This is a genomic window from Pseudomonas sp. P4_B3, assembly GCF_056402295.1.
In genome coordinates this window covers 47,024-65,236 of sequence record NZ_JBFUHR010000013.1, presented here as the reverse complement: position 1 = coordinate 65,236, position 18,213 = coordinate 47,024, and the positions used below count along the sequence as shown (strand labels likewise).

Genomic DNA, 18,213 nt, shown 5'->3' with positions numbered 1-18,213 from the left:
GTGCAAGAGTTCTTGACCCCACTCGGTTGCGTCGCGCCAATCGGGCGGGATTATCCATGACTTGCAGCCTTCACTCACTACTCTCGCGCACAATTTAGAGTTCTACCTGCGACACTCCCGGTTTTTCCGCCCCGCACCCTGTAACCCCTGCATAAACCGACTCTTTACGTTTTCTTTATGCCTCTCCCGCACCCTCGATCTCGTTCCTTTACAGCCTCCTTTCCGACAATGACTCCACACGCGGCAATACGCCGTAACACGGAGAACTTCCATGAGCGTTCTGGACGGGGTGTCACTACTGCTGGCAGTGGGGCTGTTCATTTATCTGTTGGTTGCGCTGCTGCGCGCGGACCGGAACTAGGAGCGGCTATGCACAGTTATGACTATTGGCTGATCCTCGGGTTTTTTGCCCTGGTATTGGTCCCGGCGCCGTTTCTCGGGCGCTTCTACTACAAGGTGATGGAAGGTCAGCGCACGTGGTTGTCGCCGGTCCTTGGGCCAGTCGAACGTGGCTGTTACCGACTGGCCGGGGTTGACCCGCAAGCCGAACAGAGCTGGCAGAAATACGCCCTGGCCTTGCTCGCCTTCAACCTCGCGGGTTTCCTGCTGCTGTTCGCGATCCTGCTGTTCCAGGACCACCTGCCGCTGAACCCTCAGAACCTGCCGGGCCAGGAGTGGACGCTGGCGTTCAATACCGCCGTCAGCTTCATGACCAACACCAACTGGCAGGCCTACAGCGGCGAAGCGTCCCTGAGCTACTTGAGCCAGATGGTCGGCCTCACCGTGCAGAACTTCGTCAGCGCCGCCACCGGTCTGGCCGTACTGGTTGCGCTGTGCCGCGGCATCGGTCGCAAATCCACTGCATCGCTTGGCAACTTCTGGGTCGATATGACCCGCGCCACCCTCTATGGCCTGCTGCCGCTGTGCCTGCTGCTGGCGCTGTATCTGGTCTGGCAGGGCGTGCCGCAAACCTTCGCGCAGTATGTGAATGCGGTGACGGTGCAAGGCGTCGACCAGGTCATTCCCCTTGGCCCGGCGGCCAGTCAGATTGCGATCAAGCAATTGGGCACCAACGGTGGTGGTTTTTTCGGCGTGAACTCGGCGCATCCGTTCGAGAATCCGACCGCGTGGAGCAACCTGTTCGAGATGGCCTCGATCATTCTGATCCCCGTCGCGCTGGTCTTCACCTTCGGTCATTACGTGAAGGACCTGCGCCAGAGCCGCGCGATCATCGCCTGCATGCTGGCGCTGTTCCTGATCGGCGGCGCGACCTCGCTGTGGGCGGAATACCAACCGAACCCGGCGTTGAACTACGCTGCTGTCGAACAGACCGCGCCGCTGGAAGGCAAGGAAGCACGTTTCGGCACCACCGCCACGGTGTTGTGGTCGGTGACCACCACGGCCGCGTCCAACGGTTCGGTCAATGGCATGCACGACAGCCTCAACCCGCTGAGCGGCATGGTGGCGCTGGTCAACATGATGGTCGGCGAAGTGATCTTCGGCGGCGTCGGCGCCGGGCTCTACGGCATGTTGCTCAACGTGCTGATCGCGGTGTTCCTCGCCGGCCTGATGATCGGCCGCACCCCGGAATACCTCGGCAAGAAACTGCAGGCCAGGGAAGTGCAATTGCTGGTGGTGACCCTGATGGTCATGCCGATCGGTGTACTGGTGCTCGGCGCGATCGCCGCCAGCCTGCCAGGTCCGGTGGCCGCCGTGAGCAACCCGGGCGCTCATGGTTTCAGTCAGCTGCTCTACGCCTACACCTCGGCCAGTGCCAACAACGGTTCGGCTTTCGGTGGCTTCGGCGCCAACACCCCGTTCCACAACCTGATGCTGGGCCTGGGCATGTTGATCGGTCGCTTCGGCTACATCCTCCCGGTGCTGGCCCTGGCTGGCAGCCTGGCGATGAAGAAAACCGCACCGATCGGACAAAACAGCTTCCCGACCCACGGCCCGCTGTTCGTGACCCTGCTGACCGTGACCATTTTGCTGGTGGGTGGTTTGACCTTCCTGCCGACTTTGGCATTGGGACCAATCGCTGAACATCTGAGCATGGGATTCTAAGGAAACCATCATGAATATGCCTGCAATCAAGCCTGCCGCCGTCAAGGCAGCGGAACAACCGAAAACCGCGATCTCGGCCCTCTGGCGCCCGGCGCTGCTGCAAGCCTTCGTCAAGCTCGACCCACGGCAATTGCAGCGTGCGCCGGTGATGCTGGTGGTCGAACTGACCGCGATCCTGACCACCGTGCTGTGCTTCATTCCCGACACAGCGGTGCCGACCTTCGTCGCCGCGCAAATTGCGGTGTGGCTGTGGTTCACCGTGCTGTTCGCCAACTTCGCCGAAGCCCTCGCCGAAGGTCGCGGCAAGGCCCGCGCTGACAGCCTCAAGGCGGGTAGCGAAGGCCTGAGCGCCCGGCGCAAGAGCGGCAATGGCAGTTTTCAAGTGGTGCCCGCCATCAGCCTGCGCAAAGGTGATGTGGTGCGCGTCGACGCGGGGGAGATGATCCCCGGTGACGGCGAAGTGATTGAAGGCATTGCGGCTGTCAACGAGGCGGCGATTACCGGCGAATCGGCGCCGGTGATTCGTGAGTCCGGTGGCGACCGCTCGGCCGTCACCGGTAACACGCGGCTGGTGTCGGACTGGCTGTTGGTGAAGATTACCGCCAACCCCGGCGAGTCGACCCTGGACCGCATGATTGCCCTGGTCGAAGGCGCCAAACGGCAGAAAACCCCGAATGAAGTGGCGCTCGACATCCTTCTGATCGGCCTGACCCTGATCTTCCTGCTGGTGGTCGTGACCCTGCAACCGTTCGCCCACTTCGCCAATGGCAACCTGCCGCTGGTGTTCCTGGTGGCGCTGTTGGTCACGTTGATTCCGACTACCATCGGCGGTTTGCTGTCGGCCATCGGTATCGCCGGGATGGATCGCCTGGTACGCCTGAACGTGATCGCCAAGTCCGGTCGCGCGGTGGAAGCGGCGGGGGACGTGCACGTCTTGCTGCTGGACAAGACCGGCACCATCACCTTCGGTAACCGTCGTTGCTCGGCGGTGTATGCCGCGCCAGGTGTGACAGCCAGGGAACTGGCCGAAGGCGCATTGCTGGCTTCGCTGGCCGACGACACCGCTGAAGGCAAGTCGATCGTCGAGTACCTGCGTGGCACTCATCCGCAACCGGAACCGTCCGCCGATGTGCTGACAGTCGTGCCATTCAGCGCCGAAACCCGCTTGTCCGGTGTCGACTATCAGGGCCGCGTGTACCGCAAAGGCGCGGTGGATTCGTTGCTGGCGTTCGTCGGCCTGACCCGGGCTGATCTGGCTGCACCGTTGTCCCGTGAAATCGACAAGATCGCCCAAAGCGGCGGCACCCCGCTGCTGGTGTGTGCCGACGGCAAGTTGCTCGGGGCGATCCACCTCAAGGACGTGGTCAAGCCCGGTATCCGCGAGCGTTTCGCCGAGTTGCGCAAACTGGGGATCCGCACCGTCATGGTCACCGGCGACAACCCATTGACCGCTGCTGCCATCGCCGCTGAGGCGGGTGTGGACGATGTGCTGGCGGAAGCCACGCCGGAGAAAAAACTGGCGCGCATTCGTCACGAGCAAAACGACGGTCGTCTGGTCGCCATGTGCGGCGACGGCGCCAACGACGCCCCGGCCCTGGCCCAGGCGGACGTCGGCATGGCGATGAACGACGGCACGCAGGCAGCACGTGAAGCGGCCAACATGGTCGACCTCGACAGCGACCCGACCAAGCTGCTGGACGTGGTGCAGATCGGCAAGGAGTTGCTGGTCACCCGCGGTGCGCTGACGACCTTTTCCATCGCCAACGACGTGGCCAAGTACTTCGCGATCCTGCCGGCGCTGTTCGCCTCGATTTACCCGCAACTGGGCGTGCTCAACGTGATGCACCTGAGCAGTCCGCAGAGCGCGATTCTCTCGGCGATTGTGTTCAACGCCCTGATCATCGTGGTGCTGATTCCTCTGGCGCTACGCGGCGTGCGGGTTCACGCGACGAGTGCGGCGGCGTTGCTGCGGCGCAATCTGCTGATCTACGGCCTGGGCGGGATCCTGGTGCCGTTCGTGGGCATCAAGGCGATCGACATGCTGTTGACGGCGTTGCATCTGGTTTGACCGCCCTTTGTAGGAGCGAGCTTGCTCCGGGCGGCGTTCCGACGATGGGCGTTAACGATAACGCGCCATTTCTGACAAAGCGCGGCGCCTTCAGATCCATCGCGAGCAAGCTCGCTCCTACAGTTGTTTTTACGAATTCGAGGATTTTGATATGTCCACATTGATACGCCCGGCCCTGAGCCTGCTGGTCCTGATGACGCTGATCACCGGCGTCGCCTATCCACTGGTGGTCACCGGCGTGGCCCAGGTCACGTTTCCGGATCAGGCCAACGGCAGCCTGGTGCGTGATGCCGAGGGCAAGGTCCGTGGCTCTTCGCTGATCGCCCAGGATTTCGTCGGCGACGCCTGGTTCCACCCGCGCCCTTCGGCCGGTGCCTTTGCCACCGTGTCGAGCAGTGCCAGCAACTTTTCGCCGAGCAACCCGGCGCTGGCCTCGCGGGTGATCGACGACGCCAACAAACTGCTGGTGCCAGGCCAGGGGCCGGTGCCCTTGGCGCTGGTCACTACGTCCGGCAGCGGTCTCGATCCGCACTTGCCACCGGCGGCGATTGCCTATCAACTGGCGCGTGTCGCGACGGCGCGCAACCTGCCGGTAGCGACACTGCAACGACTGCTGGACGCTCACATCGAGCAACCACTGGTAGGCCCGCCAGTGGTGAATGTGCTTGAGTTGAATCGGGCGCTGGAAAACCTGTAGATCAAAAGATCGCAGGCTTCGCCAGCTCCTACAGGATGTACGCCATCTGGCGTAGGAGCTGCCGCAGGCTGCGATCTTTTAATGCCACACCCATATATCAAGTCAAACAAGGCAATGAAAATGAGCAACTCCGGCCGCGCCGACGCGCTGTTAGCAGACCTGCCCCGCGATGGCCGTGGCCGGCTCAAGGTGTTTCTCGGCGCCGCGCCGGGTGTCGGCAAGACCTACGCCATGCTGCAAGCGGCCCACACCCAGTTACGCCAAGGGGTGAAAATCATCGCCGGCGTCGTCGAAACCCACGGCCGGGCCGAAACCGAAGCCCTGCTCGGCGGCTTGCCGCAGCAGCCGTTGGTGCGCTCGGAATACCGTGGCGTGTTGCTTGAAGAAATGGACCTCGACGGTCTGATCAAAGCCAAACCAAAACTGGTGCTGGTCGACGAACTGGCGCACACCAACGCACCCGGTAGCCGTCACGAAAAACGCTGGCAGGACATTCAGGAACTGCTCGCCGCCGGCATAGACGTGTACACCACGGTCAACGTCCAGCATCTGGAAAGCCTCAACGACCAGGTGCGCGGCATCACCGGCGTGCACGTCCGCGAGACCCTGCCGGACTGGGTGTTGCAGGAAGCCTATGAACTGCTGCTGATCGACTTGCCGCCGCGCGAGTTGCTGGAGCGTTTGCGCGACGGCAAGGTCTATGTGCCGGAGCAGGCGCGGGCGGCCATCGATGCGTTCTTTTCCCAGACCAACCTGACGGCCCTGCGTGAACTGGCGATGCAAACCGCGGCGGCTCAGGTCGATAACGATCTGGCCCAGGGCTATCGTCAACTCGGTCAAGCGGCGCCAGCCGTGCGCGGGCGTTTGCTGGTAGGGGTCGACGGCGATGCCCAGGCCGAGCGTCTGGTACGCCATGCCAGCCGTGTGGCCCAACGGCGCCATCTGCCCTGGAGCCTGGTGCACGTGGACAACGGCAGCGTGCATGACGAGCAGTCACGTCTGCGCCTGCAGAGTGCCCAGCAACTGGCCGAACGCCTGGGGGGCGAAGTGGTGTTGCTGCGCGCCGGTGAAGTGGCGAAAACCCTGATTCAGCATGCGGCCGAACGCCGCGCCAGCCTGGTGCTGGTCGGCCAGTCCCGGCCGCGTTTGCGCCGACGTCTGTTCGGTGGCGGGCTGGCTGCGCGATTGCTGCGTAATGCGCGCGGACTGGAGATCAACGTTCTCGACAGCGATCACCAACAGCATCAACCCCATCAGCGGTCGATGCATTCACTGGTCTGGTTCGACTACGCATTGGCCGTGGTCGCGACGGTTCTGGCCAGTGCCCTGGCCTGGGCCGTGGCGAGCGTGCTGCCACTGCCGAACATCTCCCTGGTGTTCCTTGCGGCGGTATTGCTGGTGGCGGTGCGCAGCAGTCTCGGCCCGGCGCTGGCCTGTGCGGCGCTGTCGTTCCTGACCTATGACTTCCTGTTCATTCCACCGAATTTCTCCTTCAGAATCCAGCGCGAAGAAGACGTGCTGACCTTGCTGTTCTTCCTGCTGATGGCGGCCCTCACCGGCAACCTCGCGGCGCGCCAGCGCAGGCAATTACAGGCCCTGCGCGATACCCAGGAAGAGACCAGCGAATTGCTCGACCTGTCACGCAAACTCACCGCCGCCACCGACCGTCAGGCCGTGGTCAGCGCGGCCGCCCAGCACCTCAACGGCTGGAGCGATGTGCAACTGTGCCTGCTCAATCGCGACGGGCAAAACGGCTGGAAAGTCGAAACCGGTGGCCCGCTCGAGTTCACCGAAGCCGAACGCGCCGCCGCCGATTGGGCCTGGCAGCACGATCAACCGGCGGGTGCGGGCACCGGGACCTTGCCGTTCGGCCGCTGGTGGTGGTGGCCGTTATCGGTGGAGGACGGTCCGCTGGCGTTGCTTGGCGTGTGCGCCAGGGAAGGTCAGACCCTGAGCGGCCAGCGCCGTCGTTTGTTGACCGCGCTGAGCCAGCCGCTGGCCCAGGCGCTGGCCCGGGCGCAACTGGCCGATGATCTGGAAGCGGCGCGGCTGCATGGCGAAACCGAGCAATTGCGCAGTGCCTTGCTGGCGTCGGTGTCCCACGATTTGCGCACACCGTTGACGTCTATGCGCGGCAGTATCGATAGCTTGCTGGCCCTGGGTGAAGCGATCCCGCTGGAGGATCGACGTGAACTGCTCGAAGGCACCCGCGATGAAGCCGAACGTCTCGATCGCTACATTCAAAACCTGCTCGACATGACCCGGCTCGGCCACGGCGCGCTGAAGCTGGCGCGGGACTGGGTGTCGCCGGCCGATATCATCGGCAGTGCGCTCAATCGCTTGCGCGCGGTACTCGCGTCGCTGCAGGTCAGCACCGAAGTACCGGCGCAATTGCCGCTGCTGTTCGTCCATGCCGCGCTGATCGAACAGGCACTGGTCAACGTGCTGGAAAACGCCGCGCGGTTTTCGCCGCACCACGGACGTTTGCAATTGCGCGCCGGGGCCGATGACAGAGAGCTGTTTTTCTCGGTCTGCGATGAGGGGCCGGGAATTCCGGAGGCGGAACGGGCGAAGATTTTCGACATGTTCTACACCGCGGCGCGGGGTGATCGTGGCGGGCAGGGTACCGGGCTGGGGCTGGCGATTTGTCAGGGCATGGTCGGTGCCCATGGCGGGCGTATCAGCGTTGCCGACGGCATCGAGGGGCGCGGCACCTGCATCACGTTGCACCTGCCGCTACAGGCTCAGCCAGGATACGAGAGTGAAGCCTGATCGTGCTTGCGCTACTCTCTTGCCACTTCTTTGTGTTGATGTGAATTCATGAGCCAGACCGCGACCATTTTGGTCATCGACGACGAACCGCAGATCCGCAAATTCCTGCGCATCAGCCTCGCTTCCCAGGGCTATAAAGTGCTGGAGGCCGGCACCGGCAGTGAAGGATTGGCACAAGCCGCGTTGAACAAACCGGACTTGCTGGTGCTCGATCTCGGCTTGCCGGACATGGACGGCCAACAGGTATTGCGCGATTTTCGCGAGTGGTCGACGGTGCCAGTGCTGGTGCTCTCGGTGCGCGCCGGTGAAGGGCAGAAAGTCGAGGCCCTGGATGGCGGCGCCAATGACTACGTGACCAAGCCGTTCGGCATTCAGGAGTTCCTGGCGCGGATTCGTGCGTTGTTGCGCCAGGCGCCCGTGGGCGAGGTGCAACAAGCGGCGCTGACCTTCGGTCCATTGACGGTCGACCTGGCGTATCGCCGGGTGTTGCTCGACGGTATCGAAGTCGCGCTGACTCGCAAGGAATACGCCGTGCTGGCGCAACTGGCGCGACATCCCGGGCGGGTGATCACCCAGCAGCAATTGCTCAAGGACATCTGGGGGCCGACGCACACCGAAGACACTCATTACCTGCGCATCGTGGTCGGGCACTTGCGCCAGAAACTGGCGGATGACCCGACCCGGCCACGGTTCATCGTGACCGAGGCGGGGGTGGGGTATCGGTTGTTGAGTGAGGGCAGCCTTTAGTTTTGTGCTGAATGATCCGGCCTCATCGTCGGAACGCCGCCCGGAGCAAGCTCGCTCCCACATTGGATCCTGGTCAGACACAAATTTCGTGGACACCGAAGATTTACTGTAGGAGCGAACCTGCTCGCGAAGAGGCCCTGATAGTCACCCGAGAACTTTCAGGCGTTCAGTTCTGCTCATTCTCATACCGATCCAGCGTATCCCGCGCAATCTCCCGTCCCAGCGCGATCAGCTCCGGCGCCTTGTAGAACTCGAAAAACCGACACACGCGTTTAGGCACGTTGATCAGGATGTCAGGCGGATACCCGGCAATCTTGTACTGCGCCAGCGACGTCTGCATCACCTCGAAACTCTGGTTGATCAAATCCAGCAAGGACGCCGGCCCGACGTTGTCGATGATGAACGAACCGGTGGCGGAGCGGGGTGCGCCACTGGTTTGCGGAGCGGCCGCGGGTTGCTGCGCCTCGGGCTCGGCGGATTCGATCCACGGGTTGAAGTCCGCACCTTCGGCCTTCAAGGCTTCCTGTTCCAGAACCAACAATTGTTCAGCCTGTTTGCGCCGGAACGGCAACTTCGAGCCGACGGAGTTGATCAGGCTGTCGAAGCGGGTCTTGAAGGCAGCGGGACGCTGGATGACCGGCAATTGATAGTGGCGCTGGTTGGTGGAGTTGAGGTTGACCGCGATGATCAAATCGCAATGGCTCGACACTACGGGCACGATCGGTAGCGGGTTGAGAATGCCGCCATCGACCAGCATGCGGTTGCCCTGCATCACCGGGGTAAACAGGCTGGGAATCGCTGCCGAGGCGCGCATGGCCTGATGCAGGCAACCTTCCTGGAACCAGATTTCCTGCTGGTTGGTCAGGTCGGTGGCAACCGCGGTGTAGGGAATACGCAAATCTTCGATGTTGATCTCGCCGACGATCTTGCGGATCTGCCCGAAGACTTTCTCGCCACGGATCGCCCCCAGACGAAAACTGACGTCCACCAGACGCAACACGTCGAGATAATCCAGGCTCTCGATCCAGTCGCGGTAATCATTGAGTTTGCCGGCGGCGTAGATCCCGCCCACCACCGCGCCCATGGAGCAACCGGCGATACAGGCAATGTCATAGCCGCGCCGTTCGATCTCTTCAATGACCCCGATATGTGCATAACCCCGGGCTCCACCCGAGCCCAATACCAGTGCGACACGCTTTTTCATGGATCGCCCTCGCTTGAATGGTTCAACAATGCACCCATCGAGGGGCACGCTTCAATCGCCTTGGTCGTTCGACGGGGCAAGAGCGTCGTATTTTCGACACTCCATGGCGGCACATGGTTATTCTCGTCAGCGCTATAGTTTGCATAGCGGACCAACGGCACTTTTCAGGTGCCACACCGTCTTACCTGCACGACTGTTGACCTATCTTTGAGGAGTGAGTGATGAAAGCCTGGATCTGCGTGCCATTGATTGCCCTGGCGCTCGCCGGTTGTGCCGGCAAAACCGCTTATCGCGACAGTTGCGGTAGCAACCTGGATGCTGCATGGCATGAACTGGACTTGGCCAAGGCCGAAGGTTTTGCCGGGACCGTCAGCTACTCCAAGGCCCTGTCGCTGTTGACCGCAGCCAAGACCCAGCAGCAATTCGAGGGGTTTGAAGGCTGCACCACCAAAGCCGAGAAGGCCCGTTTCTATATTCGTGAATCGCGCGCGGGGCGTTAAAAGCGAAAAGCGGTTACAAGCTCTAAGCTGCAAACTGCAAGACCCACCGAGCTTGCAGCCTGGAGCTTGCAACCTGGCGCAGTTTACGGAGTAAACCCCCATGATCGATCGGTTGGTGGCTCAGGTTCTGGGCCTGGAAGTTCGTCTGCTGGCCTGTCAGGCCCGCCTGAAAGAGCGTACAGACCCTGAAGCGTTACACGACCTGCGCACGACCATGCGTCGGTTACGCAGCCTGTTGCGACCCTTGCGCGGGCTGCCCGGTGTCGAACAACTGGAAGCGGCCGCCTCCCGGGTGGGCGAACTGAGCACGCCATTACGTGATCGCGAAGTGCTGGCGGCGTACCTGCTCCAGCACCATCAACCCCAAGCCGCACAGTGGCGCATGGCGCAAATGGCCGAGGCCTATCCGGCCGTGGCGGCCAGCCCTGAACTTGCGCAATTGCTGATCGTCCTCGATGCATTTCCGCGTTTTCTGCGCGCCGCCCAGCGCCAGGGATTGCTCAAGGACTTGCGCAAGCGCATCGAAAAACGCCTGGGCAAGCAGTGGGGAAAACTCGACGAGGCACTGCACGACCCGGCTCATGACCGTCATCGGCTGCGGCTGCTGATCAAGCGTGTGCGCTATGGCATCGATGCTTACCCCGAACTGGACCGTTTGCCGAAAGCGGCCATGTCCCGGTTGAAATCGGCCCAGGGCGCGCTGGGCGACTGGCACGATTGCGTGCAATGGCTGGCCATGGCTGAACAGGAAACGGATTTGCAGCCCTGTGTTGCGGTCTGGACAGCCACCATGGCCGAGGCTGAACAGCGTGCGGACCGGGTGCTGGAAAAACTGGGTAAGGCCTGTTTCAAATCCTGAAAACACCGGAGATCCATTGTAGGAGCGAGCCTGCTCGCGATGAGGTCGTGACATTCAAAATTGATGTTGGCTGTCCGGGCGCTATCGTCGGAACGCCGCCTGGAGCAGGCTCGCTCCCACAGGGTTATGTGTTCGGCTCTTCTGTCAGTACTTTTGGCCGGAATGGGTGCTGTATAGCCTTCTCCGGCTGGGTAAGATCCCTTCATCTTTTTTCGATCCCTGAGGTTTTCATGCGTTTCTCCGAACTGCTCGACGCTGTCCGTAGCCAGCCGCATGAGCTGTCTATCCCGGCCTCCTGGGCGCAGGGGCGCGCCAGTTTCGGTGGCCTGGTGGCTGCTTTGCAGTACGAAGCCATGCGTGCCCGGGTTCCGGCGGATCGGCCGGTACGTTCGTTGGCAATCACCTTTGTCGGCCCGGTTGAGCCCGAGGTTCCGGTCAGTTTTGAGGTCGAGGTGCTGCGCGAAGGCAAGGCGGTCAGCCAGGTGTTGGGCCGGGTGATGCAGAAGGGTCAGGTGGTGACGTTGATCCAGGGCAGTTTTGGCGCCTCGCGCCCCTCGGAAGTGGCGGTGACCGCTGAACCGGCACCAGAAATGAAGCACTGGGACGAATGCCAGGAACTGCCTTTTGTCGAAGGCGTCATCCCGGAATTCATGCGGCATCTGGCGATGCGCTGGAGTATCGGCGGGCTGCCGTTCAGCGGCAGCACGTCCCGGCAAATGGGCGGCTGGGTGCGCTTGCGCGGCGACGTGAAAGAAGAGGCCATCAGCGAGGCGCATATCCTGGCGCTGGTGGACGCCTGGCCGCCGGCCCTGATGCCGTTTTTGAAGAAGCCGGCGATGGGCAGCACGCTGACCTGGACCATCGAGTTCGTGCAACCGCTGCTGGAACTGAACACTCTGGACTGGTGCAAATACCTGGTCGAAACCGAATACGCCGCTGACGGCTACGGGCATGCCGCCGCAAAAATGTGGAGCGCGGATGGCCGGTTGATCGCCATGAGCCGGCAGACGGTGACGGTGTTCGCCTGATCAGTGACGACGGTGGCGCTCACGCCAGGCGCGCCACCAGCCACCGCTGAGGAAGAACCGCGGAAACGTCAGGAACTGCTCGACGAACAGGCGCGATACCGCATCCTTGCGATCGCTGAAGGGTTCGGAGGCTTGGGTCTCCAGGCTGTGGCCGTGGCGTTGCAAGGCTAGCGCCGCCATCACACCGATCACGCCGATGGCGATGTTTGCCAGGCTCAGGCTGAACACTCCGGACACGATCAGCAGAAACGCCACGATGAACAGCGGCACCGCGATCAGGTGCAGCACCAGATTGGTCGGGTGCTGGTGGTTGTTCGGGTAAGCTCGCCATTGCCAGGCGGGAAGGTTGGGGTGACGTTTGCCCATGATGCCGATCCTCGATCCATGTTGAACAGATGTGTTGAAGAATAGGCCGGGTCTATGCTGGCGGCGAATCAAGGCTGGCTATTGGCTTGATAGGTGCCATGACTGGAATTGATGGTGCCAGTCCTGACGCCTTCGTCGGAACGCCGCCCGGAGCAAGCCCGCTCCCACATTTTGACCGTATTCCAATGAAAGAACGCGGTCACCTGTGGGAGCGGGCTTGCTCGCGAAGAGGCCCTCAAAGCTTGAGCTGACCTATCGCCTTGCTCAACGCCCCGGCCAACGCCGCCAGCTCATTGCTGGTGATCGCCGAAGTCACCGTCTGCTGCACCGTGTTCTCGGTCACGTCACGGATGTTCACCACCGCCCGGTTCATCTCTTCCGCCACCTGGCTCTGTTGCTCGGCCGCCACCGCGATCTGTGTATTGCTTTCACGCATCTGCGCCACTGCGCTGGTGATCTCGGCCAATGCCGAACCGGCCTCTTGCGCCTGTTGTACGCAGTCGTCGGCCTTGAACGAACTCTCTTGCATGAAATCCACGGCGTCCCGTGTGCCGGCCTGCAACGCCGAGACCATGAGGGTGATTTCATCCGTGGAGGCCTGCACGCGTTTGGCGAGGTTGCGCACTTCATCGGCAACCACCGCAAACCCGCGGCCCATCTCGCCGGCCCGGGCCGCTTCGATAGCAGCGTTCAGCGCCAACAGGTTGGTTTGCTCGGCAATGCTGTGAATCACGTTGACCACGCCGTTGATCTTCTGGCTGTCCTCGGCCAGGCGTTGAATCATCTCGGCGGTCTGCTGGACGCCGGTGGACAGTCCGGCAATCGACCGCTGCACCCGCGTCACCACTTCCTGCCCGCTGCCGGCCAGGGTATTGGCCGATTGCGAAAGGTCACGGGTGGCGCCTGCGTGTTGGGCGATGTGATAGACCGTGGCCGTCATTTCATTGATCGCCGTGGCGACCTGATCGGTTTCGCTTTGCTGGCCCTGCATGCCGAGGCGCACTTCATTCATGCTGGCCGCCAGCCGCGCGGCGCCGACGTCCAGTTGCCGGGCGGTGCTGGCGACGGTGTTGACCACCCGTTGATAACCGGCCTGCATGGCGTTGAAGGCGTTGGCCATCTGCCCGACTTCGTCACTGCAAGCCAATGGCACGCGGGCCGACAGGTCGCCGGTTTTCTCCACGTGCAACATGACGTCTTTCAAGGTGTTGAGCTGGCTGAGCAGGAAGCGGATCAATAGCTGCGATGCGCCGAGCATTGCCAGCATCAGGATGAACACGGCCAACGCGTAGTCGGCAAAACGTTCGCTGAACACCTGGCTCAGACTTGGGCCCTGGGCAATCACGGCCACCTGCTGGCCACCAATGCGGGTAAAGACTTCGGCGCCCATCAACGGGTTGTCACCGAACAGCGGCATCGCGTTGATCTTGACCCAGCCATTCGCATCGGCCAGTTCCGGCACGGGTTGCCCATCGAGCATGGGCGTCTGCCCGCGATTGTACGTCAGCAGATTTGCGGCGTTGGGCAGCGGCTGCCCTGCAGGCCAGGCTTCGAGCAGTCGCGCCTGGGCCTGGGCCGAAGCCTGGTTGGCATGACTGCGGGCGTGCTGTTCGAGCTGCACCGCGTACAGCACCAGCAGCAACGTGGTGACGAAGGCGACGGCATTGACCGCCCAGAATTTGTATTTCAGCGAAATGTTGCTAAGCCAGGCACCCATGGAGGTTTTCTCTGATAGCGGAAACAGTTTTGGCAAGGTGCCATCATTGTGCCGCTACTCAGGTGGCTGATTCTTGATGCAGATCAACTTCAAACCTGTGGGATTTATGTTTATCAGGAGATAAATGGCAGTCCATAAAACGCCCGTGCGCACGCTGTCGTGTGCGCCGCCAGATCTTCCTGGCTTTCCCCGCGATGCAGCGCCACTTCGCGCAGTACTTCGGTCAGGTACGCCGGCTCGTTGCGCCCGTTTTTCGGCTTGGGGCGCAGGCTGCGCGGCAGCAGATACGGTGCATCGCTTTCGAGCATCAGGCGTCCGCGCTTGATCTCCTTGACCAGCGGATGCAAATGCGTGCCCCGGCGCTCGTCGCAGATCCAGCCGGTAATGCCGATGTGCAGGTCGAGGTCGAGGTAGCTGAACAGCGCCTTCTGCTCCCCAGTGAAGCAATGCACAACGGCGGCCGGCAGTCGGTCGCGGAAGTCGCGCAGGATCTCCAGCAGACGCTGGCTGGCGTCGCGTTCGTGCAGAAAAACCGGCAGCTGCAATTCGACGGCCATGGCCAGATGTTCTTCGAGGACTTTCTCCTGTTGCGGGCGCGGCGAGAAATCACGGTTGAAATCCAGCCCGCATTCACCCACGGCCACCACATTCGGCTCCATGAGCAAGCTGCGCAAACGTCGGGCGCTGTCGGCGTTCCAGTCGCTGGCGCAGTGAGGGTGAATACCGGCGGTGGCGAACAGGCGCTGGGCGCTTTCGTCCAGTTGCTGGCACAGCTCAAGAGCCTGTTCACTGCCCTCGACACTTGTGCCGGTCAGCACCAGTTGGCACACGCCGGCCGCGTAGGCGCGGTCGAGTACGGCCTGGTGTTTGTCGGCAAAACTGGCGTTGGTCAGGTTGACGCCGATATCGATGAGTTGCATGGTGCTACCTCGGCCCAAAGGCCGGAAAGCATATCAGAGCCGTGGATTTATAAGAAAAGCCAAGAACTACAACGGGTTAACGCTGTCTCTTGAGCCGCGGACCAGGCTGGGTTGGTAGTTTTGCCATCATTGTGCCAGTCTTTCGCACTTTGCCAGCGCCTTGGGCGCTCTGTTTTTGTCGCCGCGCTTGATGGTTTTCGTCATTGAAGCGGGCCTCATATTCTTTCCGGAGAGTGGATGATTCGTCCCTCGGTTTTGCTACTGCTGTGTTGTTCGCTGCTACTGCCGATGTCGGCGGTCGCGCGTCTGCCCGGGCCGCTGCAAGCCGTACCGGCCAGCAAGGTGCGCGACCTTGCGGAAATTCGCAGCAGTCGTGTGCTGCGGGTGTTGGTCAACCAGAGCCGTAACAGTTCCGGCGAAGTCCAGGGGCAGGCGATCGGGGTCGAATACCACCGTCTGAGAGCGTTCGAGCAATACCTCAACGGCCACGCCCGAGACGGTCAGGAAATCACCCTCAGGATCATTCCCAAGGCCAAGGATCAACTGCTCGGCGCATTGCAGCGCGGGGAGGGCGATCTGGTGGCGCCAGGCGAGTTGCTCGATCTGCAACCCGGCTTCGCCGTCAGCACCAGTGAGCCGATTGCCAGCAACATCCCGTTGGTCCTGGTGGGCATCAAGGGCGAACGCCGCTACACCAAGCTTGAACAGCTTTCCGGCAAGACCCTGGCGTTACCCGCCGGCAGCGCCGCCGGGGATGCCGTCAGCCAGATCAATCAAAAGCTCGCCTTGCACAAACTGCCACCGGTCACAATCGAATGGGTCGATCCGAGCCTTGCCGTCGAGGATGTACTGGAGATGGTGCAGGGTGGGATCTTCCACCTGACCATCGTCGAGCAACCGATCGCCGAACGCTGGGGCAAGATCCTGCCCAAACTGCGTTTCGACAAGCAGGTACTTGTCAGTGATCCGGGAGAGGAATTCTGGTTCGTGCGCCGCGATGCCTCGATGCTGCGGGCCAGCATTGATCGCTTCCTCACCGGTTACAAAAAACCATCGGATCAGGACGCCGCGTTCCTGCGGATCTATCGGCGTCTCTATCAAGTGCACTATCCACTGGCCAAGGCGGACCGGCAGCGTCTGGAAAAACTTCGCCCGGTGTTGCAGAAACACGCCGATGCCCAGGGCATGGACTGGCTGAACCTGGCGGCGCTGGCCTTCAAGGAATCAGCCCTGCAACCAGCCGCCCGCAGTGGCGGTGGCCCGACCGGTCTGATGCAGATCACGCCTTCTGCGGCGCAGCAGGTGGGGGTCAACAATATTCAGGACGTAGATGGCAATGTGCAGGCCGGGGCCAAGTACCTGGCGATGATCCGGCGCAAATTCTTTGCCAGCCCGAAACTCAACGAGCGCGAACGCATGGCCTTCGTGCTGGCGGCCTACAACATCGGGCCGGAGCGGGTTCAGGGCATGCGCGCCGAAGCCCGGCGGCGAGGGTTGAATCCCAACCAGTGGTTCTTCCAGGTCGAGCGCGTTGCCATGGAGCAAGTGGGTATGGGGCCCGTCAGCTATGTTAATAGCGTGAACAAGTATTACTTGGCGTTCGACCGGGAGCGTGAGTCGTTGGAGCCCGAGGGACAACAGGTTGCCTCACGCAAGTGATCAATTAATCTGATTGTTATTGCGGGTTTTTTGCGCTTTTAATATGTGAATTACTGATTAATATAGCGGCCAACCAACACACACTGACAAGGAATGAAACAGCATGAGCACTCTGATCAACAAGGTACTGTTTACCCGCGCCGGCTACGGCCTGACGGTTCTGCGCATCGTGGTCGGCATTATTTCCGCCGCTCACGGCTCGCAGAAGCTCTTCGGGGCATTCGGTGGCTATGGTCTGGCTGGAACCGCGCAGTACATGGAAAGCCTCGGACTGACGCCGGGTTACCTGATGGCGACACTGTCTGGCGGCATCGAGTTCTTCGCCGGCCTGGCCCTGATCATCGGCCTGCTGGTTCGTCCGGCCGCACTTGGCCTGACCTTCCTGTTGCTGGTCGCGATTTTCTCGGTGCACATCAGCAACGGACTGTTCATGGCCAACAACGGTTATGAATTCGCCCTGGCGTTGCTCGGTGGCAGTATCGCGGTATTGATCGAAGGTGCGGGCAAACTCTCGGCGGACCGTGTCATCACCGGTTGACCGCTCTGGCTCAACGAAAAGGCCCGCATTGTGCGGGCCTTTTTTGTTGACGGTCATTCTTGACACTGTCCAGTCAGCTTCTCTAGGATGTTGCTCATGCGCCGATTTAAACAGCTACTTGCGGGGCGCCAGGTGACTCATTCAGTTGCCGATAGAAGCCAGAACAGGCTTCGAAATACCGCTAAAGCGCTGGTTCGGTGTTGCCTCTCACCTGCCATGCAGACTTTTGAGGCAGAGACACGACACAATGAATGCATTAAACCCCGTTATACGTCCCGCGCCGATCACGGCACATCTGACCCAGCGCAATCCAAAAATCCTGCTTGGCGGCAAACATCAGCCGACGCTCTTGCGTTATCTCGATGGCTGGCCACGTCGTACCGGCGGTCCCGCTGCCTTCCTGATCCAGTTTGTCGAAGACGGTGAGTCGCTCGCTCGTTTCGCCGACGACAGTTTCGATCTGGCGGTGATTCAATCCCCCAGCCTCGAAGACGCTCCTGAAGTGATCCGGCAACTGACCCGCGTTGCCCGACAAGGGTTGATTACCCGGCGCTGAGGCCGGGAACGCTGCGGTTCACGGGTACTCGATTGCCACGATGTACACACACTGCTCACCCGTCGGTGTCTGGACCCGGACTTCGGCGTCCAGTGCCTTGCCGATCAATGCGCGGGCCAATGGCGAATCAATGCTGATCAGGCCCTGTTTGAGGTCCAGTTCATCCGGCCCGACTATGCGGTAGCGCGACTCTTTGCCCTCCTCATCCTCGATCGTGACCCAGGCGCCGAAATAGACCTTGTTCGGATCGCTGGGTTTTTCGCTGACCACCTTGAGCGCTTCCAGGCGTTTGGTGAGAAAACGCACGCGGCTGTCGATCTCTCGCAGCATCTTTTTGCCGTAGGTGTATTCGGCGTTCTCCGAGCGATCACCCTGGGCCGCGGCTTCGCTGACAGCCTGGGTAACCTGGGGCCGACGTACATGCCACAGCTCGTGGAACTCGGCGCGCATCCGCGCTTCACCCTCGGGGGTGATCAGCGCGGTGCCAGCAGTGCGGGGAGGGCGGTAACGGCTCATGA

Annotated in this window: 17 protein-coding genes; 12 read left to right on the top strand and 5 right to left on the bottom strand. The window is 61.6% G+C overall.

What is annotated here, in order from left to right:
* Positions 1 to 271 precede the first annotated feature (271 nt).
* The 6 genes from kdpF to AC1DWG_RS16705 all read left to right on the top strand — a co-directional run bounded on the left by kdpF (position 272) and on the right by AC1DWG_RS16705 (position 8,348).
* Positions 272 to 361: a K(+)-transporting ATPase subunit F gene (kdpF, locus tag AC1DWG_RS16730; RefSeq protein WP_007899818.1), complete on the top strand. Its 90-nt coding sequence runs from the start codon at positions 272 to 274 to the stop codon at positions 359 to 361.
* Between the two features lie 8 nt (positions 362 to 369).
* Positions 370 to 2,064 (top strand): potassium-transporting ATPase subunit KdpA, encoded by a 1,695-nt coding sequence (kdpA, locus tag AC1DWG_RS16725; protein ID WP_477788044.1) that lies wholly within the window; start codon positions 370 to 372, stop codon positions 2,062 to 2,064.
* A 10-nt stretch (positions 2,065 to 2,074) separates the two neighbouring features.
* Entirely contained in the window at positions 2,075 to 4,132 is a 2,058-nt protein-coding gene (gene kdpB, locus AC1DWG_RS16720) for a potassium-transporting ATPase subunit KdpB (RefSeq protein WP_477788043.1), read from the top strand.
* A gap of 151 nt (positions 4,133 to 4,283) precedes the next feature.
* A complete protein-coding gene (gene kdpC / locus AC1DWG_RS16715; RefSeq protein WP_477764728.1) occupies positions 4,284 to 4,829 on the top strand; it encodes a potassium-transporting ATPase subunit KdpC in 546 nt (181 codons plus the stop codon).
* A 120-nt stretch (positions 4,830 to 4,949) separates the two neighbouring features.
* Positions 4,950 to 7,601, top strand: a complete 2,652-nt coding sequence (locus tag AC1DWG_RS16710; RefSeq protein ID WP_477788042.1) for a DUF4118 domain-containing protein — start codon at positions 4,950 to 4,952, stop codon at positions 7,599 to 7,601.
* 48 nt (positions 7,602 to 7,649) lie between these two features.
* Complete coding sequence (locus AC1DWG_RS16705) at positions 7,650 to 8,348, top strand: response regulator (protein WP_477764726.1); 699 nt, start codon at positions 7,650 to 7,652, stop codon at positions 8,346 to 8,348.
* A 166-nt stretch (positions 8,349 to 8,514) separates the two neighbouring features.
* On the opposite strand, the gene AC1DWG_RS16700 is transcribed toward AC1DWG_RS16705, so the two are convergent.
* Positions 8,515 to 9,552 carry a patatin-like phospholipase family protein gene (locus AC1DWG_RS16700; RefSeq protein ID WP_477753747.1) on the bottom strand — a complete coding sequence of 346 codons (1,038 nt, stop codon included), beginning with the start codon at positions 9,550 to 9,552 and terminating at the stop codon, positions 8,515 to 8,517.
* A gap of 221 nt (positions 9,553 to 9,773) precedes the next feature.
* Between AC1DWG_RS16700 and AC1DWG_RS16695 the strand changes: the two genes are divergently transcribed.
* The 3 genes from AC1DWG_RS16695 to AC1DWG_RS16685 all read left to right on the top strand — a co-directional run bounded on the left by AC1DWG_RS16695 (position 9,774) and on the right by AC1DWG_RS16685 (position 11,939).
* On the top strand, positions 9,774 to 10,052 hold the full coding sequence (locus tag AC1DWG_RS16695) for a hypothetical protein (protein WP_008000319.1): 279 nt from the start codon (positions 9,774 to 9,776) through the stop codon (positions 10,050 to 10,052).
* 100 nt (positions 10,053 to 10,152) lie between these two features.
* Positions 10,153 to 10,911: a CHAD domain-containing protein gene (locus AC1DWG_RS16690; protein ID WP_477788041.1), complete on the top strand. Its 759-nt coding sequence runs from the start codon at positions 10,153 to 10,155 to the stop codon at positions 10,909 to 10,911.
* Between the two features lie 230 nt (positions 10,912 to 11,141).
* Positions 11,142 to 11,939, top strand: coding sequence for an acyl-CoA thioesterase (locus AC1DWG_RS16685; protein WP_477764724.1), 798 nt, complete (start codon positions 11,142 to 11,144; stop codon positions 11,937 to 11,939).
* On the opposite strand, the gene AC1DWG_RS16680 is transcribed toward AC1DWG_RS16685, so the two are convergent.
* The 3 genes from AC1DWG_RS16680 to AC1DWG_RS16670 form a co-directional block, all read right to left on the bottom strand.
* Positions 11,940 to 12,305, bottom strand: coding sequence for a terminase (locus AC1DWG_RS16680; protein ID WP_477764723.1), 366 nt, complete (start codon positions 12,303 to 12,305; stop codon positions 11,940 to 11,942).
* Between the two features lie 235 nt (positions 12,306 to 12,540).
* On the bottom strand, positions 12,541 to 14,022 hold the full coding sequence (locus AC1DWG_RS16675) for a methyl-accepting chemotaxis protein (protein WP_477788040.1): 1,482 nt from the start codon (positions 14,020 to 14,022) through the stop codon (positions 12,541 to 12,543).
* A 113-nt stretch (positions 14,023 to 14,135) separates the two neighbouring features.
* Positions 14,136 to 14,942 (bottom strand): TatD family hydrolase, encoded by an 807-nt coding sequence (locus tag AC1DWG_RS16670; protein ID WP_477764721.1) that lies wholly within the window; start codon positions 14,940 to 14,942, stop codon positions 14,136 to 14,138.
* 237 nt (positions 14,943 to 15,179) lie between these two features.
* Between AC1DWG_RS16670 and AC1DWG_RS16665 the strand changes: the two genes are divergently transcribed.
* The 3 genes from AC1DWG_RS16665 (at position 15,180) to AC1DWG_RS16655 (ending at position 17,695) form a co-directional block, all read left to right on the top strand.
* Positions 15,180 to 16,601, top strand: a complete 1,422-nt coding sequence (locus tag AC1DWG_RS16665) for an MltF family protein (RefSeq protein ID WP_477788039.1) — start codon at positions 15,180 to 15,182, stop codon at positions 16,599 to 16,601.
* Positions 16,602 to 16,704: 103 nt separating this feature from the next.
* On the top strand, positions 16,705 to 17,139 hold the full coding sequence (locus AC1DWG_RS16660; protein WP_477764719.1) for a DoxX family protein: 435 nt from the start codon (positions 16,705 to 16,707) through the stop codon (positions 17,137 to 17,139).
* Between the two features lie 247 nt (positions 17,140 to 17,386).
* Positions 17,387 to 17,695, top strand: a complete 309-nt coding sequence (locus tag AC1DWG_RS16655; RefSeq protein ID WP_477764718.1) for a class I SAM-dependent methyltransferase — start codon at positions 17,387 to 17,389, stop codon at positions 17,693 to 17,695.
* 18 nt (positions 17,696 to 17,713) lie between these two features.
* On the opposite strand, the gene greB is transcribed toward AC1DWG_RS16655, so the two are convergent.
* Positions 17,714 to 18,211: a transcription elongation factor GreB gene (gene greB, locus AC1DWG_RS16650; protein ID WP_477764717.1), complete on the bottom strand. Its 498-nt coding sequence runs from the start codon at positions 18,209 to 18,211 to the stop codon at positions 17,714 to 17,716.
* Positions 18,212 to 18,213: the final 2 nt, after the last annotated feature.